22 protein-coding genes are annotated in these 24,836 nt (G+C 48.3%); 13 read left to right on the top strand and 9 right to left on the bottom strand.

Annotated features, from left to right (window positions below):
• Positions 1-4: 4 nt before the first annotated feature.
• The gene (locus F8R13_RS04980) at positions 5-1,498 is read right to left on the bottom strand and encodes a YdiU family protein (RefSeq protein ID WP_253806352.1); all 1,494 of its coding nucleotides are present in this window, start codon (positions 1,496-1,498) and stop codon (positions 5-7) included.
• A gap of 111 nt (positions 1,499-1,609) precedes the next feature.
• On the opposite strand from F8R13_RS04980, the gene F8R13_RS04985 reads away from it, so the two are divergent.
• The 6 genes from F8R13_RS04985 (at position 1,610) to F8R13_RS05010 (ending at position 6,749) form a co-directional block, all read left to right on the top strand.
• The gene (locus F8R13_RS04985; RefSeq protein WP_152832234.1) at positions 1,610-2,071 is read left to right on the top strand and encodes a peroxiredoxin; all 462 of its coding nucleotides are present in this window, start codon (positions 1,610-1,612) and stop codon (positions 2,069-2,071) included.
• Between the two features lie 212 nt (positions 2,072-2,283).
• On the top strand, positions 2,284-2,733 hold the full coding sequence (locus tag F8R13_RS04990; RefSeq protein WP_216642597.1) for an META domain-containing protein: 450 nt from the start codon (positions 2,284-2,286) through the stop codon (positions 2,731-2,733).
• 14 nt (positions 2,734-2,747) lie between these two features.
• Entirely contained in the window at positions 2,748-3,464 is a 717-nt protein-coding gene (locus F8R13_RS04995) for a YbaY family lipoprotein (protein ID WP_152832236.1), read from the top strand.
• Between the two features lie 102 nt (positions 3,465-3,566).
• The gene (locus F8R13_RS05000) at positions 3,567-5,291 is read left to right on the top strand and encodes a lysophospholipid acyltransferase family protein (protein ID WP_152832237.1); all 1,725 of its coding nucleotides are present in this window, start codon (positions 3,567-3,569) and stop codon (positions 5,289-5,291) included.
• A 230-nt stretch (positions 5,292-5,521) separates the two neighbouring features.
• Entirely contained in the window at positions 5,522-6,343 is an 822-nt protein-coding gene (locus F8R13_RS05005; protein WP_152832238.1) for a PilZ domain-containing protein, read from the top strand.
• Between the two features lie 79 nt (positions 6,344-6,422).
• On the top strand, positions 6,423-6,749 hold the full coding sequence (locus tag F8R13_RS05010; RefSeq protein WP_152832239.1) for a hypothetical protein: 327 nt from the start codon (positions 6,423-6,425) through the stop codon (positions 6,747-6,749).
• Positions 6,750-6,825: 76 nt separating this feature from the next.
• Here the strand turns inward: F8R13_RS05010 and F8R13_RS05015 are convergent, their stop codons facing one another.
• Genes F8R13_RS05015 through sdhC form a run of 5 tightly spaced genes read right to left on the bottom strand, consistent with a single transcriptional unit; the run spans position 6,826 to position 10,389 of the window.
• Positions 6,826-7,110 carry a succinate dehydrogenase assembly factor 2 gene (locus tag F8R13_RS05015; RefSeq protein WP_152832240.1) on the bottom strand — a complete coding sequence of 95 codons (285 nt, stop codon included), beginning with the start codon at positions 7,108-7,110 and terminating at the stop codon, positions 6,826-6,828.
• Between the two features lie 11 nt (positions 7,111-7,121).
• Positions 7,122-7,826, bottom strand: coding sequence for a succinate dehydrogenase iron-sulfur subunit (locus F8R13_RS05020; RefSeq protein ID WP_152832241.1), 705 nt, complete (start codon positions 7,824-7,826; stop codon positions 7,122-7,124).
• 17 nt (positions 7,827-7,843) lie between these two features.
• On the bottom strand, positions 7,844-9,631 hold the full coding sequence (sdhA, locus tag F8R13_RS05025; RefSeq protein WP_152832242.1) for a succinate dehydrogenase flavoprotein subunit: 1,788 nt from the start codon (positions 9,629-9,631) through the stop codon (positions 7,844-7,846).
• A 21-nt stretch (positions 9,632-9,652) separates the two neighbouring features.
• Positions 9,653-9,988: a succinate dehydrogenase, hydrophobic membrane anchor protein gene (gene sdhD / locus F8R13_RS05030; RefSeq protein WP_152832243.1), complete on the bottom strand. Its 336-nt coding sequence runs from the start codon at positions 9,986-9,988 to the stop codon at positions 9,653-9,655.
• Positions 9,985-10,389 (bottom strand): succinate dehydrogenase, cytochrome b556 subunit, encoded by a 405-nt coding sequence (gene sdhC / locus F8R13_RS05035; RefSeq protein WP_152832244.1) that lies wholly within the window; start codon positions 10,387-10,389, stop codon positions 9,985-9,987. Before sdhC ends, sdhD begins: the two co-directional genes overlap by 4 nt.
• Positions 10,390-10,623: 234 nt before the next feature.
• Here sdhC and F8R13_RS05040 point away from each other — a divergent pair, with 234 nt between their 5' ends.
• A complete protein-coding gene (locus F8R13_RS05040) occupies positions 10,624-12,276 on the top strand; it encodes an acetolactate synthase large subunit (RefSeq protein ID WP_152832245.1) in 1,653 nt (550 codons plus the stop codon).
• 312 nt (positions 12,277-12,588) lie between these two features.
• Positions 12,589-13,293: a 2OG-Fe(II) oxygenase gene (locus F8R13_RS05045; protein WP_253806353.1), complete on the top strand. Its 705-nt coding sequence runs from the start codon at positions 12,589-12,591 to the stop codon at positions 13,291-13,293.
• Between the two features lie 163 nt (positions 13,294-13,456).
• On the opposite strand, the gene F8R13_RS05050 is transcribed toward F8R13_RS05045, so the two are convergent.
• From F8R13_RS05050 to F8R13_RS05060, 3 genes are read right to left on the bottom strand one after another with little or no spacing between them, the layout of a single operon-like run.
• Complete coding sequence (locus F8R13_RS05050; RefSeq protein WP_152832246.1) at positions 13,457-13,963, bottom strand: hypothetical protein; 507 nt, start codon at positions 13,961-13,963, stop codon at positions 13,457-13,459.
• Between the two features lie 23 nt (positions 13,964-13,986).
• The gene (locus tag F8R13_RS05055; protein WP_152832247.1) at positions 13,987-15,540 is read right to left on the bottom strand and encodes a phospholipase D family protein; all 1,554 of its coding nucleotides are present in this window, start codon (positions 15,538-15,540) and stop codon (positions 13,987-13,989) included.
• Positions 15,541-15,556: 16 nt separating this feature from the next.
• Positions 15,557-16,834: a redoxin domain-containing protein gene (locus F8R13_RS05060; RefSeq protein WP_172967702.1), complete on the bottom strand. Its 1,278-nt coding sequence runs from the start codon at positions 16,832-16,834 to the stop codon at positions 15,557-15,559.
• A gap of 308 nt (positions 16,835-17,142) precedes the next feature.
• On the opposite strand from F8R13_RS05060, the gene F8R13_RS05065 reads away from it, so the two are divergent.
• The 5 genes from F8R13_RS05065 to rsgA are packed head-to-tail and all read left to right on the top strand — an operon-like array spanning position 17,143 to position 24,812.
• Entirely contained in the window at positions 17,143-18,048 is a 906-nt protein-coding gene (locus F8R13_RS05065) for a sulfurtransferase (protein WP_253806354.1), read from the top strand.
• A gap of 39 nt (positions 18,049-18,087) precedes the next feature.
• Positions 18,088-20,091, top strand: coding sequence for an EAL domain-containing protein (locus tag F8R13_RS05070; RefSeq protein ID WP_152832249.1), 2,004 nt, complete (start codon positions 18,088-18,090; stop codon positions 20,089-20,091).
• A 25-nt stretch (positions 20,092-20,116) separates the two neighbouring features.
• Positions 20,117-21,490: a CAP domain-containing protein gene (locus tag F8R13_RS05075; RefSeq protein WP_152832250.1), complete on the top strand. Its 1,374-nt coding sequence runs from the start codon at positions 20,117-20,119 to the stop codon at positions 21,488-21,490.
• Positions 21,491-21,498: 8 nt separating this feature from the next.
• A complete protein-coding gene (locus tag F8R13_RS05080) occupies positions 21,499-23,748 on the top strand; it encodes a GNAT family N-acetyltransferase (protein ID WP_152832251.1) in 2,250 nt (749 codons plus the stop codon).
• Positions 23,745-24,812, top strand: a complete 1,068-nt coding sequence (gene rsgA, locus F8R13_RS05085; RefSeq protein WP_152832252.1) for a ribosome small subunit-dependent GTPase A — start codon at positions 23,745-23,747, stop codon at positions 24,810-24,812. Before F8R13_RS05080 ends, rsgA begins: the two co-directional genes overlap by 4 nt.
• The last annotated feature ends 24 nt before the right edge of the window (positions 24,813-24,836 follow it).

The raw sequence follows: 24,836 nt of genomic DNA on the forward strand, positions 1-24,836 counted from the left end.
ATTATCAGCTTGAGCAACTCAACTGCATACCCTTCTGATAAGGGCGTGGCGGTTGTTGAAAATCTGCCAGGTTGGGGTGTTCTTCAAATGGGCTTTGCAAAGCAATCAGCCATTCATTCAACATGGCATACTCCCCTCTCTCCGCTTTTTCGATGATTTGCTGCGCGATGTAGTTACGCAACACAATCGACGGATTCGCTTTTAGAATCCGTTCACGCCAAACCGATAACGCGATACTTTCCAGCTCGACGCGAGCGTTAAACTTATCAAACCACTGACTGAAGCCAACCGGTAATTGCTCCGGGTGAATCAACTCGAACAACGCATTTTCTTGGTCGGTTTGCCACTTCGCCAAACGACGGAAAAACAGGCTGTAGTCCACCTGAAACTGATCCATCAACACCAACAAATCACCAATCAGTTCCTTATCGCCGTTTTGAACCGCCTCCAACCCTAACTTCGCAGTCATGTCTTCGAGATAAGCACGGTTATAGGTTTGCACGAAGTCTTCCATCGCCTGTTGAGCCTGCTCTTCGGTGAGCAATCCGTCAAAACAGGTAGCTAGCACTTTGCAATTCCACAAGGCAATTTGCGCTTGTTGGTTATAGGCATAACGGCCTTCATAGTCGGAATGGTTGCAGATGAAGTCGATTTTAAAATCATCAAAAAAGGCAAAGGGGCCGAAGTCGAAAGTCTCGCCGATAATCGACATATTATCGGTGTTCATCACGCCATGATTGAAGCCGACGGTTTGCCATTTGGCAAGTAACTTAGCGGTTTTGATGCACGCTTGATGCAACACAACCCAAGCTTTGTCTTCTAGAGAATCCTGCTGATACGCCGGGTAATGCTTTTGCACCACAAAGTTCAGCAGGGTTTCCATGTGTGCCGCGCCCTTTGATGCCGCAAACTGGAAATGCCCGAAACGGATATGAGTGTGGGAGACACGAATCAAGGTCGCGCGTGGTTCGACAATTTCGCGCTGCACGGGCTCGTCACTTGTGGCAATGCCCAATCCGCGTGTACTGGGAACACCAAGCCCATTCAATGCTTCGGAAGCGAGGTATTCACGGATGGTGGAGCGTAGCACGGCACGCCCGTCTCCACGCCGTGAGTAGGGCGTGCGCCCGGCACCCTTGAGGTGAAAGTCCCATGCCTGCCCTTGGTTATCCTGCCACTGACCCAACAACATACCGCGCCCATCGCCCAAATCGGGGTTATAGACACCGAATTGATGGCCGACATACTTCTGCGCCAGCGGATCGCAGCCCACCTGTTGCAAGTGCCCGGAAAGGAGATCCAACAATTGTTCATCCGTTAAGTCGCAATCGATTTGTGTCATCAATGCACGGTTTACCGAGACCAGTTTTGCATTTTCCATCGGCTCGGGTTGCACGTGCGAGAAATAGCTTTTGGGCAAATCGGTGTAATCCTGTTCCAGTTTTGGCGTATTCAATGTATCCATCTTCGCTTTCGTTTGTGGCTTTGCTTGAGGCATGTTGTGATATTTCCGTTTTAATACCCTACTAATTTACTCGGTTTTTAGGTAAACTTCATCCAGTTTCGGGAAAAATTATCCCATCCCCTTTCATTTCAGGAGCAGAAGATCATGTTAAAAGCAGGCGATAAAGCACCGGCATTTTCCAGCCAAAACCACCACGGGCAAGCCATTTCACTCAGCGATTTTCAAGGTAAGAACCTTGTGCTTTATTTCTACCCGAAAGACGATACGCCGGGTTGCACCATCGAAGCGAATGAATTCACCGCCTTGGCAAACGAATTTGCTGCGGCGAACACCGTTGTGCTCGGTGTGAGTAAGGATGATTGCGCCAGCCACCAAGCGTTTATCGACAAATTTAGTCTGTCCATTGATTTGCTGGCCGATACTTCCGGTGAGCTTTGTGAAGCCTATGGCGTATGGCAAATGAAAGAGAAAAACGGCGTGTCGAAAATGGGCATTGTACGCTCCACTTTCATTATTGATGCAGATGGCAACTTGGCGTCAGCGGAATACGGTGTCAATCCAGAAGGTCATGCGCAAGCCGTGTTGGCAACTGTTCAGGCACTGTAACCCCTCGCCTTTCCTCCATGCTCTCCTTTCGCCGGATACCTTGTCCGGCGAAACACTTCATGATCTAGTCCAAAATAGTTCAATCATACAGTCAAGATTCGACATAGACTTTAAGCGGTCAATGAGTAAACTGTCAAAATCACTCAAAAACTCTAAGGGTATTAGGAAAATTGCGTTCAGGAATCATTAAGGCGTCTGCAGGAATGTTGTCGATGTTATCGATAGCCTGGCTGGCTGCATGCCAATTTTCGCCTGCAACCTCAGAAGCGCATGCTGCCGAACCGCCTCAAATCCACACGTCCGATGCGCAAATCGAAAAACGACTTGCCAGCCACCTTTGGCAGCTCACTGCGTTTTTCGAACAAAACATCCCCACCACCGGCAACACCAACCTGAACTTCATGCCTCAGAACAAAAGCATTTCAGGTTCGGCAGGTTGCAATCGTTATTTCGGAAGTTATACTCTACACCAAGACAAGTTGAGCTTTTCTCAGCTCGGCTCAACCAAAATGATGTGTATGGACATGACTGAAGAAGACGCTTTTTTCAAGCATATCGGGCAAGTTACCCGCTTCAAGTTAAATGACGACATCCTGACATTATTTGATAGAAATATGCCTGTCATGCAGTTTACTGCACAGGCTAAATCAAACAGTCACTGACCAAGGACACCGCCATGTTTTCTTTAGCGAAACCCTTCTCGCTAAGCCTACTGACACTGCTGGGTTTTGCGCTCGCTTCATGCCAAGCGAATCCAACCAAACCTGAAGAAAAAGCAGTCAAAACGCAGGCGACAAACACCCTGTCCGGGTTGGATGAAAATAAGGTGGTGATTCAAGGCGTTGTCACCTACACCCAAAACCTTTTTCTGCTTGGCAACCAAACGCTTTTGGTCATGCTTGAGGATGTCAGCCGCCAAGATGCACCTGCTGAACTGATCGCCCAGGACAAGCATGAAATCAAAGGGCAGATTCCACTGACTTTCGCTATCCACTACGACAAGCGCAAATTGAAGGTCGGCCATAGATACAATTTGAGAGCGCAAATTCTGGACACCACGACCGGCGCTGTCAATTGGCTGTCTCCTCAACCTTACCCTTATGTACCGGGGCTGACAAAAGACATCAATATCAAAGTGCGTTCCTTCGACTCCCAAGTTCGCAAAGCGTCTCAGTTTCAGACCTTTATTTGCGGCAAAGAAAAGCTCACAGTGCTGTTAATCGGCAAAAAGATCCAACTCAATTTCCAAGGACGTCAATGGATATTGCCACAGGTACAGTCCGCTTCTGGTGCCAAGTACCAAACCGGTTCCATCAGCTTTTGGATGAAAGGTTCCAATGCGGTCTTCATGGAAACCGGAAAACCTGCCAAGCGCTGCGCACTAGAGCAATAGCCTCGCCCTAGATTTCACAAAACACACATATTTCCGTCATCTCCGTGTCACCTTAGTCCGTCAAAATTCGCCGGATAGCTAAAAAAGGTTAGACACGAAGATATGATCGACATACGCAAAACGATTCTGGAAAAATCCCCCAACTTCGAGAAAAAACTCGGCGGCAAACAGCTGATCCGCTTCTTGGAAAAAATCACCCATCAGGACGAAATCAACCAATTCATTTTAGAAAACCAACATCTGAAAGGTTTCGCCTTTTTGGACAAGTCGCTGGCGCATTTCAACTTCAGCTACCAGACAGACAATCGTTCTTTCAATCATATTCCTGCAGAAGGGCGTGTCATCATCATCTCCAACCATCCTATCGGTTCACTGGACGGGTTGGCGTTGTTGAAGTTCATTCGCTCTGTCAGACCGGATGTACGTATCGTCGCCAACGAATTGCTTAACCTAGTCACCCCTTTTCAATCACTGTTCTTGGGGGTCGACAATATGTCTGAAAAGGTCAGTCATAAATCACAATTCAAAGCCATGTTGCAAGCATTGGAAAATGAAGAAGCCTTAATCATTTTCCCGGCAGGTGAGGTGTCACGCATCCGTCCAAACGGTGTACGCGACGGCAAGTGGAAGACCGGCTTTCTGAAACTGGCAGAAAAAACCGGCGCGCCTATTTTGCCAATCTATACCGACGCCCGTAACTCTGCGCTTTTCTATGGTTTATCCACTATCTATAAGCCACTGGGTACCTTGATGCTGGTGAAGGAAATGTTCAATAAGAGCGACCAAACCATCCATTTTCATGTTGGCGGTTTGATTCCCTGGAAATCAATCAAAAACAGCCGCTTCAATTACAAACAAGCCGCACAACTGCTGAGAAAGCATATTTACCGTCTCGACAACCAAAAGAAAGCGGCGAAAAAGCTGCCGTTTGAAATTGAGGAAACCATCGCCCATCCGGTTGACCGCAAAAACCTGAAAAAGGCGTTGAAAGACGGCGAACTTCTCGGCAAAACCGCTGATGGCAAAATCATCTACCTGTTTGACTATGATGCAGATTCTCCAGTGATTCGAGAAATCGGCCGTCTTCGTGAATTGACCTTCCGTACCGTGGAAGAAGGCACCGGTCATGCATTAGACTTGGATCAATATGACGCCGACTACAAACACCTCGTACTTTGGGATGAAGAAGATTGGGAAATCGTCGGTGCTTATCGCATGGGCGAAGTTGCCAGCATACTGGAAAAGAAAGGCAAAAAAGGTCTCTACACCACAACCCTGTTTGACCTGAAAGACGAATTTGACGCCATCCTGCCGCAAGCACTCGAAATGGGGCGTAGTTTCGTACAACCTCGCTACTGGGGCAAACGCAGTCTAGATTATCTCTGGTTTGGCATTGGCGCTTATGTGAACCATAACCCAAATATCAAATATATGTTTGGGCCTGTCAGCCTGTCAGACGCCTATTCACAGGAAGCCAAAGAAATCATCGTCGCTTTCTACAAAAAACAATTCGGATCGGATCGGGACTTTGCTGTCGGTAAACGTCCGTTTGAAGTCTCTGAATCAGTCAAAACTCTAGCGGAAACCGAATTCACCGGAGACTATAAAGAAGCCTACAAAAAGCTCAATGCCTTGCTCGACGAGTATGGCATCAAAGTACCAACACTATTCAAGCAGTATGCAGAGCTTTGCGACCCCGGCGGTTGCCGATTCATTGATTTCAGCGTCGATCCAGATTTCAACAACTGCATAGACAGCCTGATTTTGGTTGAGTTGGATAAGATCAAAGCGAAAAAGCGCGAACGCTACTTATCCCCTATCGGCTAACATTCCCGTTTATACTGATACAAATGCGTAAAAATTTGTGTTCTCCCCTTTTGAGGGGTTAGACAATTTTACGAACTGTTTGTACAATTTCAGTAAATGACAATAAAAGCGAGTCAACATGGGTTTTTGGTTTGAGAATGGCGATGCCAGGCGTTTCCCACGCATAGAAATGCCGGTGCAGATTTATATCTCGCCAGTAAAACCCATTCGAGACAAAGACATTTTCGGTCTTGGCATTGACTACTTCCCGCCTTCCGTTGAAAAGAAAATCCAAACTGGATCTATGGCACTGGATAAAACACATTCAGGAACAACGAGACATTCTGGAACCTGTTTTCATTGAAGTGGTCGATTTAATTGATACCTTCGGCGAAGTAATCAAAGGTGCTTGCATCGGTAAAAGTCCAGCGGCGAACCCGAATACACTGCTGACATTGCGCCATCTGCAAAACGGCTTTTTGGGCATCAACACTCTAAGAGAACCGGCTCCCAAAACCTTCCAGTACTTTGATTCGATGAACCAAAAGTTTCTCGTCTATGCGGAAAATTTAGTCCAAAGCCTGCAAAAATCAACACCGACACAGTTCGCACTGAATACCAACTTTCAAACTGAATTCGACATCGATAAAACCATTGCCAACTTTGAAAAACCTAAATTCAAGCAGGTGCCCTTAGCGCAATCCTTATTCTATCTGGCGCAATACATTAATTTGCACTTGGAAGCCTACTCGCACTTCTTGAAGGATTTACAACCGGTCAAAATACCCAAGCAATGGGAAAAAGAAAATGCCAGTGTCAGCGCCTGCGGCATTGCCATCCATGTGCCAAAACGATTTCCATTGAACTCAAAAGTAGAGACCAACTTTTATTTTTCAGAAACGGACGAAGTGCTGAAATTGAAAGCCACCATTGTTCGTTGCAACTCACTCCCTAAGGAGCAATCGGAGTGTAATGCATTGGATTTTGATTTTCCGACCAGCTCCGATCAATCTTTGATCCAACGACAACTGGAACAGTTTCAAATTACCCGTTGTCTGGCTTTTGACTTGTAGAGAAATGAAATGATGTCGAATCGCGTCAACCAAAAACCCGTCGAATCGCGTCAACCAAAAACCCGTCGAAGCCTTCTACATGAATGCCCTGCCGTTTTCCGCCCGAAAAGTCGGGCTGTTGCTTTTGCGGGAATATCGCTTGGATCAACTGGTCAATATGCGCATAGCTCAGGTCGACAAAGATCTCAAGGCGCGTTTTAAACTTGCGCCAGAGATTTGGGAGCTGACGCTTAATTACGTTACCCTCACCAAACTCAGCAGCTTCAGCATTCACTCGCAACTGACCGCCGTCCATCTTGTCGCGCTACACAAAGTTGCAGCTTTGTCCTTGAATGAACCGAAAGCCAACACCTCACAACTGATTAAAAAAGTGCAAGAACAGGCCCATTTTGTCGGACTGGCTTAAGCAGCTCAGAGCCGCATTGACAAAGAAAAAAGCCTAAAACCTAAGCAATCTGAACTGCTTGGACTACACACTAGAATCAGTCTTCACCCAAAGATAGATAATAAGCACGAATATTACCTATCAGTCCCCTGAACGCCTGCGGTGCCTGCGACTCGTCCATCATCCATTCAAACAACGCTTGATCCTCCTGTTCCAATAGCCGGGCAAATAAGGTACGCTCATCGTCATTTTTCAACTGGGATACATAAGGTTTCAGCAGTATTTCGGTTTCAGCATTACCGCGTCGGCAGGCGTTCGTCAGTGCTTTTCGCTGCAATTCCTCGGTTAAAATCTGCCAGGTTGGGGTCAGCAATTGGTACATGGCAATTCTATTCAATCCAGCTGTTTCGCCAACATCATGGACTTCAACTCATTGATGGCACGGCTTGGGTTCAAGCCTTTCGGACAACTTGCAGTGCAGTTCTGGATATTGCGGCAACGGAAGGTTTTATAAGGGTCGTCCAATGCTTCCAAACGATCTCGTGTTGTGATGTCACGCGAATCCACGACAAAACGATGTGCCGCCAGCAAAGCCGCAGGGCCATGAAACTTGTCGGGATTCCACCAAAATGACGGGCAACTGGTTGAGCAACAACCGCAGAGAATGCACTCATAACTGCCATCCAGTTTTTCGCGCTCCTCAGGCGTTTGCAGGATTTCATGATCCAAGTCTTTCGGCGCTGGTTGCAGGTAAGGTTTCACATCACGATAATGCTGGTAAAACAGTTCCATGTCGATCACCAAATCCTTGATGACTGGCAAACCGGGCAAAGGCTTAATCACGACTGGCGAGGTCAACTCGGAAACTCGGGTAATACAACTCAGGCGGTTTTGTCCATTGACATTCATACCATCCGAACCGCAAACCCCTTCTTTGCAGGAACTGCGAAAGGTCAGTGTTGGGTCTATCTCGCGCAACTTTTCCAATGCGCCGAGTAGCATCATATCTCCGCTGATATCACAGTCTTCCAACACGAAACGCTGTACATGAGGTTTGTCGTCCACTTCGGGATTAAAACGGTCGATTAAAAATTCCATTCTTCTCTCCTTGCGAACTAGTAGACTCTTGCCTTCGGCGGGAAGGTTTCAACGGTTAAAGGCTTGATGGTAACGGGCTTGTAACGCAACTGGTGGTTTTGCAAAAAATACAGACTATGCTTCATCCAGTTTTCATCATCTCGTTCGGTGAAATCGACCCGAGAGTGTGCACCACGGCTTTCGGTTCTCGCCAAAGCAGAATAAACCGTGGCGGTCGCCAACCCCATCAAGTTCTCCAGCTCAAATGCTTCCAGACGCTCCAGATTGAATGCATTGCTGTGGTCATGTAAACGCACCAGCTCCAATCTGTCCTGCAACACCTCAAGCTCTTTCAGCAGAGATTGCATACTTTCTTCATTGCGGAACACCCCACAGCCAGCCTGCATGGCAACCTGCAAGTCATGGCGAATTTCAGCAATGGTTTCTGTTTTATGGTTTTCTGCCTGCGGTTGCGCCCAACGGTTCAAACGCACCGCCGCTTTCGTCAAATCCAGACTTTTATCGAAGTGATCGACGGGTTTGGCTTCCAAATTATGCACGATGTCTTTGGCCGCGGCGCGCCCGAATACCACAATATCCAACAAGGAATTACCGCCCAATCGATTGGCACCATGCACCGAGACGCAGGCGCACTCGCCCACCGCATACAACCCTTTTACCGGCTGTGGTTCGCCCGCTTCATCCAAAGTGACGACCTGACCTTTCAAATTGGTGGGAATGCCGCCCATCATATAATGCGCTGTTGGATACACGGGAATCGCGGCATCGCACATATCCAACCCTAAAAACGTCAAACCGATGTCACGAATCCCCGGCAGACGTTTTTTGATGACCTCGGCATCAATATGCGTCAGATCCAATAGCACATGATCTTTCTTTGGCCCGCAACCGCGACCTTCTTTAACTTCTATAGCAATCGCGCGTGCCACCACATCACGAGACGCCAAGTCCTTCACATGCGGCGCATACCTGACCATAAAGGCTTCGCCATCGGCATTGCGCAACACGCCACCTTCACCCCGTGCCGCCTCGGAAAGCAACATCCCTTTGTTAGCAACGCCTGTCGGGTGAAACTGCCAGAACTCCATGTCCTGCAACGGCAATCCGGCACGCAACACCATACCCAAACCGTCGCCAGTATTGATCTTGGCGTTGGTATTGGTTTTGAATAGCTGACAAGCACCGCCGGTGGCGATCATCACCACATGCGAACGCAATAACTGGACTTGTCCGGTCTGGATGTTCAATACCACCAAACCGCCAACATTGCCTTCATCGTCCAGCACCAAATCTATCGCAAAATATTCATCGAAAAAGGAGGTTCCGGCATGGATATTCTGTTGATAAAGCGTTTGCAAAATAGCATGTCCCGTTCTGTCGGCGGCGGCACAGGTACGCGTTGCCTGTGATTCACCAAAATGCCGGCTTTGTCCACCGAATGGGCGCTGATAGATTTTGCCCTCATCCGTTCGGGAAAAAGGCACGCCGAAATGTTCCAACTCACGAACAATCTCTATCGCCTCCCGGCACATGAATTCAATCGCATCCTGATCGCCGAGATAGTCCGACCCTTTGATGGTATCGTACATATGCCAGTGCCAGTTGTCGTCGGTGATATTGCCAAGCGCGGCGTTGATCCCGCCTTGCGCGGCAACCGTGTGCGAACGGGTTGGAAACACCTTGGACACCACGGCGACCTGTTGATCGGATTTGGACAATTCCAATGCACTCCGCAAGCCGGCGCCTCCGGCACCGACAATCACCACATCAAAATGAAAAGTATCTATGGTGTCCAAGTTTGTCATGTGTTTTTCCCAACGAGTAAATTAACGACCAATCAGAGTCATGGCGAGATAAATCAAATTCAGCATCACAGCCAACCAAAAAATGCCAAAACCAACCAGCTTCATCATCACCCATTTGCGCGGCAAATAGTCGATGACCACATCTCTGACACCAATCCAGATATGCACCATCACCAACGCCAACCCCAAAAAGGTCGGCAAGGTGAAATAAGGATTGGTCAATACAGACTGTAAAACTGAATAACTTTCAAAATGAAACTGGGAGAGATAGGTGATGGCAAATGGAAAGTAGAAAAACAGATAAACTGCGCTGACTCTTTGCCAAAGGTGTGCTTTAGCGCCGGAAAGCATCATCATAAGCCGCCTCCCCAAAACAACCAGGCGAAAATCACTTCACCGACCACAAACACCATGAGGAGAATCTTGCTCCCCAGTGTAGCCTTTGCCAAACAACTGGAGAGTCCGAGAAAATCATGCTCCGCCAGCAAATGTTTTGCGCCTGCCAGCCAGTGAAACCAAAGCGCGCTCAACCAGGCAAACAATAGCATCTGACCGGACAGAGAACGGCTTAATGCCATGTTATCGGAAAAATTTTCGGGGAAAAGAATGAGCTCGTTCAACCACCAGAGCCCGACCACCAAACCGGCGACCATCAGCACACCGGAGATGCGATGCAAAATTGAGATATAGGCATTCAAAGGAAAACGAAACGCTGCCAGGTTCAAATTCACTGGACGATTTCCCGGATGATGATACATTTCATTCCTCCTTGAAGACCTACGCTGTCTACTTTGTTAACAACAATGTATCAAAAATAACGTAACTTCTCATTAACAACTTTTGAAATTTATCATACCCCTGTTCGCGACAAAATGGGAATCAATTCATTTAAATGAAGAACCTAAAACTTGAAAAAAATTTCCGCTGTTCTAAGATAAGGCCATATGTTGTTCCTCACGTTGCGGACGCAACTCACCAAAGGAAGGTGATCAATGAAAGCATCCGATTTATTTGTAAAAGCACTTGAAGCCGAAGGGGTGGAATATATTTTCGGCATTCCCGGCGAAGAAAACCTTGATGTCCTCAACTCCCTGAAACACAGTCCCATCCAACTCATCATCACCCGTCACGAACAGGCCGCCGGCTTTATGGCCGCTACCTATGGTCGTTTGACCGGAAAAGCAGGCGTTTGCTTATCAACACTCGGACCGGGTGCAACCAATCTGGTCACCGCCGCCGCTTATGCCAATCTGGGCGCCATGCCGATGGTGATGATTACCGGACAAAAACCCATCAAGAGCAGTAAACAAGGACGCTTTCAGATTATTGATGTGGTGAACCTGATGGAACCCATCACCAAATACTCTTGCCAAATCACCAGCGGACAGGTCATTCCCGCACGTGTTCGTGAAGCGTTCCACGTGGCACAAACCGAAAGACCGGGCGCAACGCACCTTGAGTTGCCGGAAGATATCGCCATTGAAGAAACCGATGTCCAGATTATCGAACACAGCACTCACCGCCGCCCAGTTGCAGAGAATAAAGCCGTCGAAAAGGCGGTGGAGATGATTCAAAAAGCAAAGTCGCCGTTAATTCTGGTCGGCGCGGGTGCCAACCGCAAAACATCGGGGAAAATGCTGCGCCAGTTCATCGATAAAAGCGGCATCCCTTTCTTCACCACTCAGATGGGGAAAGGCGTCATTGACGAGCGCCACCACCTTTATCTCGGCTGCGCTGCCTTGTCTGACAACGACTTTGTCCATGCCGCCATCCGCAGTACCGATTTGATTATCAATGTCGGACATGACGTTGTTGAAAAGCCGCCCTTTTTCATGAAACCGGACGGTTTTAAAGTCATCCATATCAACTACACCAATGCGTCGGTTGACCCAGTCTATTTCCCGCAAGCCGAAGTGACCGGCGACATCGCCAATGCGGTTTACCAAATCAAAGAGAAAATAGAGCGCCAAATCCACTGGGATTTCCAACACTTCTTTGAAGAAAAGATTCTGATTGATGCCAACCTGCGTGAAGGCGCGGAAGACGACCGTTTCCCCATCTATCCGCAACGTCTAGTGCATGACGTGCGTAGCGTCATGCCGGATAACGGCATCATCGCGCTCGACAACGGCATCTACAAAATCTGGTTTGCCCGCAACTACCTTGCTTATCGTCACAACACCGTCTTGCTCGACAACGCTTTGGCGACCATGGGCGCCGGGTTGCCTTCTGCCATTGCCGCCAAGCTCGTCAATCCAGACGAACGCGTCATCGCCATTTGTGGTGATGGTGGTTTCATGATGAACTCCGCCGAGCTGGAAACCGCGGTGCGCCTCAAACTCGATTTGGTGGTACTGATTCTCAACGACAATGCTTTCGGCATGATTAAATGGAAGCAAGCCAATTTAGGTTTTGAAGATTTCGGTCTGGACTTGAGTAACCCGGATTTTGTGCTTTATGCCCAAAGTTATGGCGCTATCGGGCATCGCATCCATAAAGCGGAAGAGCTGATTCCTACCCTCGAAAACTGCTTTGAGGATGGTGGCGTACATGTCATCGAAGTGCCAATGGACTACAGCGAAAACGACCGAATTCTCAATCACGAAATCAAAGAACGCAGCCAAGCGATGTTTACTGACAAATAACCCAACCTGGTAGATTTTGATTGCTTTCCTTTTTGAAGCGAAAGATAATTCGCTTCAGGGGAACAGTAGGGCACCTCTAAAAACCCCCGATGAAATTCTGCGGGACTTAAACCCTACTTATTCTAGGCATGGCTCGCCGACCTTAGTCACGCTAAGATCAAGGGCCATAACAACGAAGAAGTTGGGTTTAAGCCCCGCCCTTCGGGGCTTAGCCAGAATCCATCGCGGGTTTTTAGAGGTGCCCAGTATTATTTTTCCCTCTGACTTCCCCATCAACCTAAGCGTGCAACGCGTTTTTTAGAAGGTTACAACATGCATTCCCTTGCCCCAAAACCCGATGCCTCAGTGCCCTTTGACCCTGTCGACGCCGAAACCAATACCGAAATGGAAGCTCTGCTCGACAACCTGGTCGAAAAAGGTTGGTATGTCTGGCCGAATGCCATTGAACCGGAACTCTGCCAAGCCCTATTGGAAGAAGCCAACGAGCATCATCGAGAGGGCGAGTTGCAACGCGCAGGCATCGGTCGCGGCTTTGAACACCAGCTCAATGGAGAAATCCGCCGCGACAAAATCAAATGGCTGGATAGTTCCACCCCAACGCAGCAGGCTTATTTGGCAAAAATGGCGGACTTACAGTTCCGCCTTAACCGCGAATTGTTTTTAGGGTTGTTCGAGTACGAATGTCACTTCGCGCTTTATCAACCAGGCGACTTCTACAAAAAGCACTATGACAGTTTCCGTGGACAAGCCACTCGTATCGTCACCACTGTGCTGTATCTGAATCCGGAATGGCAGCCGGGAAAAGGCGGAGAATTGGTGATTTATCAGAATGAAGAAGATACGCAACCGACGCTGGTTTCGCCTTATTTCGGCACACTGGCGGTTTTTATGAGTGAAGAGATCTTGCATGAGGTGTTGCCGACAAAGCAATCGCGTTACAGCATCACCGGGTGGTTCCGTCTGAACAATATGCAAGGCAATCAGGTCGATCCACCAACCCAGCTTTTGACTTATTGAACGCCTAAGATGGTTGACCCAACCTGGCAGATTTTGGAAGTTTTCTCAGCGGCCTTTGGTGAAGTACATAATCAGGGCAATCACAAACAAAAACACAATGCCGAGTATTAAAGAAAAATCCCAATGCATGCCCATGCTTCACCCCCAACCTGGTAGATTTTAATCAATCTGGAAAACGTTTTTTATTGCCCATGGCAGCCAGTGCTTCGTTGATGCGTTGCTTCAAGTAATAAGGCACATAATCGTATGCACCGGAATTGGTCATGCGTCGACCGATTTCATTGCCGTCAGCATCCACAAACACGATACTGGGGATAGACGTGACGTTGTATAAATCCTGAAAAAATTTGGGCTTCACCGGCTCGCCGTAAAAGTCTTTGATTTTTTCGTCTTCGGCGTCCACCGTGACTTGCACCATGTGCACATAACCATCCAACACCCCGTTCTCAATCATCGGCAACAACGCCTTATCTTTTAGGTCTTTGCAGGACTTAATCAATGTCATATTGAAGAGGATAGCAATGGGCAGATGGTCTTTTTTGGACTGTTTACTCAATGCAGAAAAATCCGTCGCTTCTTTCAACTGCCAATCATCCGCCTGCGCAATCTGCGCCATTGATAAGGTGGCAAACGCTAAGATGCCGACTAACCATTTGGAAAAGGTTCGCATCGTTTTTCTCCTTATTTCTTTAGTTACAGGTAACCTTCAATCGGCAACCAACCCATCATCTTTGTCGTTATTTTACGCCAATGACTGGCTTCCGGCGGGCTGATTGTGGTTTTTTGTTGTCCATCTTCTTCATAGTGCCAAACCACTTCACCGTCTTCCAACGCCAGTTTGTAGAAAATATCGCCGGACAACACCGCCTCCAATTGCACCGTTTCCTGACTTGCCATGGCTTCACTGTCAATGATGACAAGCATTTCGGTATTGAGTTTTCTTGAGCGCGGATCGGCGTTGGCAGAACCGGTCAACAGATAACGGTCATCAATCACCGCCAACTTGGTGTGCAAAGACAGTTGATGACGATGCCAGTATTGAAACAGTTGATGCGACTGCATCCATTCGGAGTCCGCTAAATGCAGTTTGGCAAGAAGCGCCTGTGCCCAACTTTTCAGCCATCCCTTAGGGCGCAGTTCGTACAACTCAACCCCCATCGCCAACAAGGCTTGTTGGTAATGTTGGTAGGCGGAGTACACTAACGTCACATCGGTAGAGGCCAGTGAATTGGTCAACACCCGAATCTTCACGCCCTGCTCTCGATAGCGTTGAAAGCGATCAAGCCCTTCCTGCGAAGGAATGAAATAGGGAGACACCAGCGTCAAAGACGTTTGCACATCAATCTCATGACTGAGCTGATAGGCCAAACTCAATTTCTCGGCATAATAAGGATTGATTTTTTCCGGTGGGTCGACCAGCAAATCGGCATGCGCCAATTCCAATGGCAATGTCTTTGAAAAGTTTTGTAGAGGGCTTTGTTTTAACAACTCGGCAATCGGCATGGCATCGAAATGCGAGATGGCTTGCTGATGGCGCCAGCGATTGCGCTGATGGTTTTTGATGGTATACAGTGCGGTATCGAGCTGGTTCATCGCCTTGGATTCATCGCTTTGCCAATAGGTGTCGAATGCCAGCTGGACTTGAAAACCTATCGGACCAAACGCCATCACGTCATAGTCGAGAAACATGCGCTCTTCATCCGACAGGAAATATTCGGTACCGATATTGCGCCCACCAAACAACGCGACTTCACCATCGGCAATCATCGCTTTATTGTGCATGCGATGCCCAAGTCGCTTCATATTGAACAACAGCACCAATCCGCGGAATAGACCACGAAACAAATTGGGGTTGAACAGGCGGATTTCGACTTTGGGATGATTTGCCAGTAATGCGAATGACGCCCCGCGCCTAGCCCCTTGGAGGTCATCCAACAACAACTGGATTTCAACACCTCGATCGGCGGCTTTCAGCAAGCGGTCAATCAGCAATGCGCCGATCATATCTTCCTTAAAGAGATAATATTGCAGGCAAAGGCGCGTTTTCGCGCGGTCAATCATCAGTAGACGAGCCGCCAATGCATCGACCGGAGACGATAAGGCATAAAACCCGGACACCCCGTCTGACAAACTGTCTGCCAAGCCTGCTGTATAAAAAGCATCGGCGAGACTCAAGGTATCCGTCACCGGTGGAACCGCATCCTCCGTATTGAGAAAGTCGAACCCGTCGTCAGACACCTTTGTCATAGTCGGTTGCTCATGGCTACTCTTTCAGCAGTTGTTCGATGGCATGCATCGCCGCAGGACTGGTCCACTCATACCCGCCAAACAAGGCATAACGAATCTGCCCTTTTTTGTCGATAAGATAAGAGCTTGGATAAGCGAAGACTTTCCATTCCTTCACTGCCGAACCTTTTGGATCCAGCAGAATAGGGAAGTTGACCGGATGACTTTTCACAAAAGCATGAATCGCTGCCTTGTCTTCTGCCAGATTCGCTGCAAGGATTTCAAACCCCTGTCCTTTCAACTGTGTTTTCAGCGCAGCCATTGAAGGCATCTCATGCACACAAGGCGGGCACCAGCTCGCCCAGAAATTCAACAACACCACTTTGCCGCGATAGTCTTTAAGGTTGATGGTTTTACCATCCATATCCTGCAACACCAAACGGCGATTCTGCGCACCTTTATAGACCGGGAGCGCATCGTCATTCGGTGGGGTGGACTCATCCAATTTAGGCTGTTCTTCCGGTTGCTCCATCGCAAGCGACAACGCGGAACCGTTGGTTCCCGCCTTGCGGGATTCTGCCAAATAACCGGACAACAATCGCATGGCATTGGTTAAATCCGTTGCCAAGTGGGCAGCGGTCTGTTGTTCAATGGACATTGCATCCGGTCGGAAATAGTAACGGTCGCGGACCTTGGGAATCACCTTGATGAAGACATCTGATCCGCCGTGGGACAAGCGCTGACTTAACGACGATAAATGCCAATGCCAAGGCGATAATTCTGCTTGCAATACCATCACCGGCAAATTGAGTTGTAGCACACTCGGCCAGTATTCGGCACTTTTGCCCGCTTCAGGCGTTTTGACGTAAAGGTTCGGGTTCAGCAAAATCAATCCAAGATTCTTCACTGGAGACTGCTCGACTTTCACCAACGCTTTAACCGCCAATGCAGCTCCCTGGTTCGGTGCAATAACAAACAAAGGCAACTCGGGATGATCGTATCGCAGTTTTTCAATCAGGTTCGCGACCACTGCCGGCGGAATCTTCGTCATGCTACTGGGCGCTGCCGGTAAAAAATAACTGTCAAACAAGTCGGGCATCAGTACGGAAACACCCTTTTTTTGCAGTTGCTTCGCCAGCTTTTTCTCTTGCGGCAACACCCCATATTCAGACGGTATCCACAGCACCTGAGCAATAGGATTTTTCGCCTCATAATGGCTGATGCTCAACGCATCCTGCTCAGTCGCGGCGGATGCCATTTGACAAACGCCCAACACAAGCCCCATCACCGCGATCATGTTCATTAACCATGACATATCACCCTGCGCCTCTCCATGACTCTTGCCCCGTTGAACAGACGCAATCCTGCCATCCTTTTTTATCAACGACGCCTTTTTATAATTAGTTCCCCATTTCATTTCCAATCCTCCCTCTGACCGATTGCTCGGTACAACAGCTTATGTAGCCGTTTTTACTTTATTTTTATTGTATTTTCATCAAGTGATTATTAACTTCATTCACTCAGATTGAATCTTAAACCATATGCCGATATACTTGAAATTTATTATATTTTGTCGGGAAATTATGTCACTTTCCGGTCAAACAACAAACCTTGGTGACGGCTATGTTCGCAAAAATTTTTAGCTCGTGGTTTATGCTCTCCTTAGCGAGCTTTCTGCCTTTTTCCGTCCATGCGGCTGCCGACCCACTTCGTATAGATGCTTCCACCTTGGTAACTGCCATTGAGCAACACCATCAAACAGCTGTGGTGTTGGATGCACGTTCGGAAGCGCTCTACCAGCAAGACCATATTCCCGGTGCGCTGAATTTTCCTGTTAACTGGACCTATGCACACAAGAAAACCAACGGTCAGGTCATTGAACCCAACCAGGCACAAGCCTTGTTCCGTAAGCTTGGGCTGGACATCCAAACCCCCGTCATTATTTATGACGACGGCGCATTGGTCGATGCTGCGAGATTATTTTGGACGCTTGAGGTCTACGGTCTGCAAAAAGTGAAGGTGCTCAGTACCGGCTATGACTATTGGACCAATAAAGGCTATCCAACCACTGACCGCGTGCCCTTTGCCACGCCGAGCAATTACATCGCCGAGGTGAAACACCAACGACTCGCCACCAAATTTTCGACACTGCTGGCCACCAAAAACCCCAATGATTTAATTATCGATGCCCGTCCTTTACCGGCATACTTAGGCGAACAATCTTCTGCTAAACGCTTCGGGCATATCCCAACGGCCATCAGCATTCCCGCCTCGCACAACTTGAAGCTGGAAAACCACATGGCAAGTTTTCAGCCGGTAAATGAATTAGAAAAAGTCTATTCGGATATTCCCAAAAACAAGAAAGTGATTATCTACTGTGCAATCGGGCGCATTTCGGCAACCAACTACTTTGCATTACGAGAGCTGGGCTATGATGTCGCCAACTATGATGCGTCTTGGAAACAATGGGGCAACGATTTGGCACTGCCGATTGTGAACCCCTCTTTCTCTAAAGAGAATGGCAACTGACCTGAAACCATGACACAAGAACGGAGCAATTAAACGTATATGTGGCGCAAACTCAGCATCAAATTCCAGTTGATGGTTCTCATCTCCGTCGTCACCTTTACGGTTGCCATCAGCTCGTTGGGCGTTGCCTTCTTGCTGGACAAAAAACAACGCCAGAGTCTCGCGATTGAACTCTCCGACCAAATCAACACAGCCCTAAAACATGACTTATTGGAAGGCTTGCTTTCCAACAACGCCGACGCCTATGCTGACTTGAATTTCACGCTCTCCGGGTTCCAACAAATAGACCGCGTGGTGCTGTTTGATAACGACAACAAAGCCATTTACACCTACCATCACGGCCCGCATCATTACCATGATTTGATTGCAAAAAGCACCGAGACCCCACAGTTTTCCGGCGTTGACCTCTATGTCAGACATCCTCTGGAGGAAGGGGGGCATCGCTTTGGCTCAGTGGCTTACGTGATCGACATGGAAGACTTCTCAACCCAAATTGAAAAACATCTGATTTTCCTGATACTGGCTTTGCCGCTGGAACTCATTTTTGCCTTGGCTCTGGCTTGGTGGATCAGCCGAAGCTACAACAAGCCTTTCAATTTACTTGCGGATTCCATGCAAAAAAACGATGTCGTACGCAACCGCTTCTACCCCGTTGAAACCAGCTCGCAAAACGAAATCGGTAAGTTATTCGACGGCTACAATCAGATGATTCAGAAAATCGAATCCACTACCGAACAAATGCGCTATCAGTCCGAGCACGATTCCTTAACCGGCTTGTTCAACCGCTACTATCTCGAACAACAGATCCAAACCTGCCTACAGGACGACAGCGTTGACTGCCACACCATTATTTCCATTGATATCGACCAGTTCCGTTTGATTAACGACTCCGCGGGTCATCAAGCCGGCGACGAATTATTGAAAATGGTGTCGCAACACTGTCTGCAACACCTACCAAAAGAGGCCATAATCGGGCGCGTCGAAAGCGACATCTTCTATTTGCTCCTGCCTCAATATTCCGAGCAGCAAGCCATGTTCGTCGCCAACGGATTGCTCGACATCCTGTCGGACTTCCGCTTTACTTGGCAGGGCGAAGCCCATTCGGTTTCGGCATCGCTCGGCATGGTGGTTTTCAAGCCGAATGAATACACCTTGGAAGAGCTCATCAAAGCACTGGAATCAGCAACCCACACCGCGAAATCTTTAGGGCGCAATAAACTGCATATCTTCCAGCTAGATGACAAAAAAGCCGCGCTTTACAACCAAGAATTACAAACCGCCAACATGGTCAAAGAAGCGCTTGCCAATGATGGCTCCGGTCATTCGGCACGATTCGAACTCTATGCCCAAGCGATTGTTCCGCTCCAGGAAGGGGATGCCGCCAGCAAACAATTCGGCTATGAAATTCTGCTGCGTTTACGCAATAGCGAAGGCAATATCATCCCGCCGGATAGATTCCTCCCAACTGCAGAACGCTACCAGTTGATGAGCGAAATCGACAGTTATGTGCTGTGGCACTTTATCGAAACCGTGAGTGCGCACCCGGAGCATTTGGACAAACTGCATCTGGCGCACGTCAATCTGGCTGGTTCAAGTTTGAATCATCCCGACTTTCAGGCAAAACTCAAACAAGCGGTCGCCACCTTCCACTTCCCTTGGCAAAAGCTCGAACTGGAAATCACCGAGACTTCCGCCATCGGCAACTTCAATCAGGCGGCACAGTTTATTCAATATTGCAAAAACCTAGGCATCGGCTTGGCGTTGGATGATTTTGGTACTGGGATGTCTTCGTTCGAGTACCTGAAAAGCTTACCTTTCGACGTGGTGAAAATCGACGGCAGCTTCATCAAGGATATGCACACCGATCCTTCGGACAAAGCGGTTATCCGCTATATTCAGGAAATCAGCGCACTGCGTAACCAAAAAACCGTGGCGGAATATGTCGAAACCGAGCAAGACCTGCAAGTGCTGACCAAAATCGGCATCACCTATGGTCAAGGCTATTATCTCGGCAAGCCAAAACCCTTGTCTGAATGGTTGTAACCCAAGCCGGTAAATTGAAATTCAAATGAGACTGCTTAAACTCCTTATCCTCATACTGGCACTGCTTTTTCTGATGTACCAGTTGTTCCTGCTGGTGCTGACACCGCCGGAATTCCTCAGACAAACGGGGAAAATTGAACAAGCCCCCAAAGAAGTCGTCGCACCACAACACAAAGCCTTACCCAGCGAACGGATTGCCCAAAATGCCCTGCATTACATCAATCAACTTCGCCATCAATTGGGGCTAAACCCTTTGCAATCGAATGAAAAACTCGATAAAGCCGCACTAAACCATTCCCGCTATTGCGTCGTCAACAACCTACAACAGCATGTGCAGACCCCCAACCTGGCAGATTTTACCGGCAAAACACCTTCCGACAGAGCCTATGCCGTCGGTTATCCCGCTGGCGTAAATGAAGTCATCAGCTTCAACCGAGACAGCGCCAAACCGTTTGTCGATGACTTGATGTCCGCCATTTATCACCGCCTCGGCTTGCTGGATATGACAATAGATCAAATCGGTACGGGAGTTTACCGCGTCGATGGCAAAAAACCCGGCGCTCACTCGGTCGCGTCCGCATTCACGGCGGAAACCAGTAACCTGAAATTGGCGGAGCTTTGCCAAAACCCTATCGACCCTCGTCCCGGCGAACTGGCCTATAAAGGAATTTGCCGCGGCAATGTGATGATTCCCAAACAAGCGTTTGACCGCGCTCGCTATAACATCGCCCATCGAAACCCGAAGTGGATTGTCTGGCCGCAGGACGGCAGCACCGTTCCCCCGGTGTTTTATGAAGAAATGCCCGACCCACTGCCAGAGTGTGATGCCTCCGGCTACCCGGTGCATATTCAAATCAACCCGATTTATTGGGGACGCATCACGTTCGTCAACGGCAGCTTCAAACTTTACCGCGTGGAAGGGCAGCAAAAAACGCCGGTGGTGATAGAGCGCACCATGACCAACCTCAACGACCCCAACCATGAAAACCGCGGCAAAAAACCAGAGTGGTATGCGCTGTTCCCAAGACTCCGACTTGATTGGAATGCCGAGTACCTTGCAGAAGTACAAACCCGAGAAGCCGGACAAATCACCACGCATCATTGGCGCTTTTACACCCCGAAGCTCAGCCATTTGACACGCTTCCGTTCGTCACAAGGCAATCACACGCCATTGCCGATAAAAATAGGCGAAATACACCATATTTACTTTGAGCCACACGCCTGCCAAGCGCCGCGTGAAAGTCAGCTCAAGACCCGAACACCAAGCTATGCGCAGATCAAAACCCGTTTTATCGACGGACAAACCTTGCAGATTCAGGTCATTAAAGCCCGAAAAGGCGATAAAATCGTTCTCGACTATGTTCCGACTCATACCCGAATTACTTTTCAGGTCAATTAATCATCGCCATGCCAACGACTTCCAACGCCTCTCCCTTTGCTGACAACTGGCTTCGCTGGTGTAACGACCTGCACGATCATCTAGCCCAGCAACGGCATCGTGCTTGTGTGGTATTGATTGGCGATGCAGAGTGGCGACACACAACCATCCATCAAGCCTTAACGGCACTGGCGCAACACAATCCGAATCTGTCTGGATTGGAAGTGGTGCAAACCATTGAAAATTCTGCTTTCGAGTATGCCGAAGCCATCACCACCAAAACCCTACCGCACAAACTGGGGCAAGAAACCGATTTTGTCATTTTCACTGGCGAGCAAGGGTTGGATGCCAATGCACTCGGGCAAGCCGGGGGCATGATTCGTGCCGGGGGCATTTGCTGGCTGAGTTTACCTGCCGACTGGTGCGCGCTGCCCAACCCGGCGAATGCCAGATTTCTAAGCTACCCACTCACGTTGGAAGACAGTCTGAAAGGCTTCAATCGCTTTTTCTGGGACGGCCTTCAAACCCATGCCGAGCAGCAAGAAGTGCTATGGGTTTCTCAAAACACCGCGCTACCGACATTGCCAAGCGCTACGCCATTGGAAACAGCCACGTCATTGAAAAATATGTCTCCTGACAAACCAGCCTTGTTACTCACCGAAGATCAGCAAGCCGCGTGGGAACAAATTCAATCCGTCGCCTTCGGTCATCGTCATCGTCCCTTAGTACTCACTGCCGATAGAGGACGCGGCAAATCGACACTGCTGGGTGTGGCGGCGATACGGTTGTTACAACAGGGCAAACAAACCATTGCCGTCACCGCTGCAAGATTAGATCAAACCCAAGCCCTATTTCAAGGTGCGGTGCAAACGCTGAACCAATTGATAGAAGAGTATTCCGACACCATCCGCATCATTGAAAATCTGCCAGGTTGGGTCTGCTTTGAGATGGACGTGCAACAGGGAAACAAGCTGACAACCGCACGTAAAAGCCTGCAATTCATCGCGCCGGATGAACTGGCGGCAGCGACCGAATCCCACTACGATTTATTGATGGTGGACGAAGCCGCACACCTGCCCTTGCCACTGCTCATGACCTTGGCAACGCAGCATAATCGCCTGATTTTCGCCACCACACAACAAGGCTATGAAGGCTCGGGGCGGGGTTTTACGCTTAGATTCTTATCCACACTCAAAGCGCACTATCCGCAAACCAAAACCGCCAAACTCCATCATCCGATTCGCTGGGCGGAGGGCGACCCGCTGGAAAAAGTGCTCAATCAATGCCTATTGTTCGCCACGCTTGATGACAACACTAACGAACCCAAAACCTCACAAATCCATGCCGATGATTTAAGTTATCGAGCTATCCCTGTGGACGAACTCATCGCAGACCAAACCAAGTTGTCGCAACTGTTCCAACTGCTGACATTCGCTCACTACCAAACCGCGCCGAATGATTTGATGCAACTGCTCGAAACCCCCAATCAGCATCTTTATATCGCAGAACAGGAAGGCAAGATTCTCGGCGTGCTGTTTGCCTTGGAAGAAGGCAATTTACCCGTTGAAAACCAAGGCAGAAAACAAGGGCACTTGTTCCCGCAACTCATGCAACAGCAAACCGCTAATGATGCTTGGTTGACTGATAAAACGCTTAGAGTCGTGCGCCTTGCCGTGCAACCTATCAACCAGTCTCAAGGCATCGGCAGTGCGCTACTGTCTCACTTTATCGACAATGTAAAACAGCATTCTGCCGACATTAACGCTATCACCACCAGTTTTGGCGCCACCCCCAACCTGGTAGATTTTTGGCATCAAAATGGATTTACCGCATTGCATTTGGGGCAGAAGCGAGACAAAGCCAGCAGCACCCATTCGTTATTGATGGTGCTGCCTCTTTGCCCTGAGTTGAGTGAACGAATCACCGCACAACATACCGCTTTCATCCAACAGTTCGCATGGTTACTGACAGACAGTTTCCAAACACTATCAGCGGACTTGGTCTTGAGCGTTTTGGCAAAAGCGTTGCTGCCAAAAGCGGATTTTCCGCAAGGCTATTTAATCAACCAACCCTTTGAAGCAGTGTCTTATCAATTACGACAATGGGCGTTGTCCAATGCAGATGCGCTACAGAAAATGGAAGCCCCTCTTCGTACGCTTTGGGTAAAACGTGTGCTACAAAATCACACGTGGGAAAATTTGGTTAAAGCCAACGGCATGACTAGCCGGAAACAGCTAGAGCAACAGTTTAAACAGTATTTCATTGGGCAAGTAGAATGACCAATTCTCTTAAAAAAATTGGCTTTGATGACTGGTTTCAAGAACAACTCGATACAACTCAAGCCGAAATTCATGAAGTAGCCCGAGTCGTTGCCGTACACAAGAACAGATATGTTATTACTAACGGTGAGATGGATGTTTTTGCCGAACTATCAGGACATCTTTTCTACACAGCCGACTCATCTGCTGACTTGCCTACAGTCGGGGATTGGGTGTATGCCGACTTTTATGACGAAGATACGCATGCAATCATTCATGGCGTAATACCAAGAAAAACTCTGTTAAAGAGAAAGGTTGCAGGTAAGTTAGTTGATGTTCAGTTAATTGCAGCAAACATAGATGTGGCCTTCATTATTCAATCCGCGGATTACAACTTCAACCTTAGAAGATTGGAACGCTATTTAGTGATGGTGAATGAAGGCGGCATCACCCCTGTTATTCTCTTAAGTAAATGCGATTTGATTTCTGAAAGTGAAGTGGATGAGCTCAAAAAAAGCATTACGGATATTGCGCCTAACGTCAGGATAGTGGCTTTTAGTAGTTTAAGTGGCGACAACATTGATGGCGTGAAAGAAGCTCTAGCGCCTTGCCAGACATACTGTTTGCTCGGGTCGTCAGGGGTCGGCAAAACGTCTTTGCTAAACAACCTCTTGGGTAGCGAACAGCTAAGAACTCAATCCGTCAGCAAAAAACAAAACAAGGGAAAACATACCACAACCAGCCGTGAATTAATGCTGTTGGACAATGGTGCAATGCTCATTGATACCCCGGGCATGAGAGAGCTTGGTAATTTATCCATAGATGCAGGGCTGGATGAAACTTTTTCAGACATATCTGCACTGGCTGAACAGTGTAAATTCGGTAATTGCACTCATACCAATGAAAAAGGCTGTGCTATTTTGGAAGCGATAGAAAGTGGAGCGTTATCTAAACAACGCTATGACAACTATATCAAAATGAAAAAAGAATCTGCTTTCAATGAGTTAACCTACTTTGAGAAAAGACAGAAAGACAAAAACTTCGGCAAACTGGTTAAAGCCACTATGAAAAACAAAAACAGATGATTTTTTCGCCATTCTTTAAAGCAA

This window comes from Hydrogenovibrio sp. JE_KL2 (assembly GCF_009296185.1).
In the GTDB taxonomy this organism is placed as follows: Bacteria; Pseudomonadota; Gammaproteobacteria; order Thiomicrospirales; family Thiomicrospiraceae; genus Hydrogenovibrio.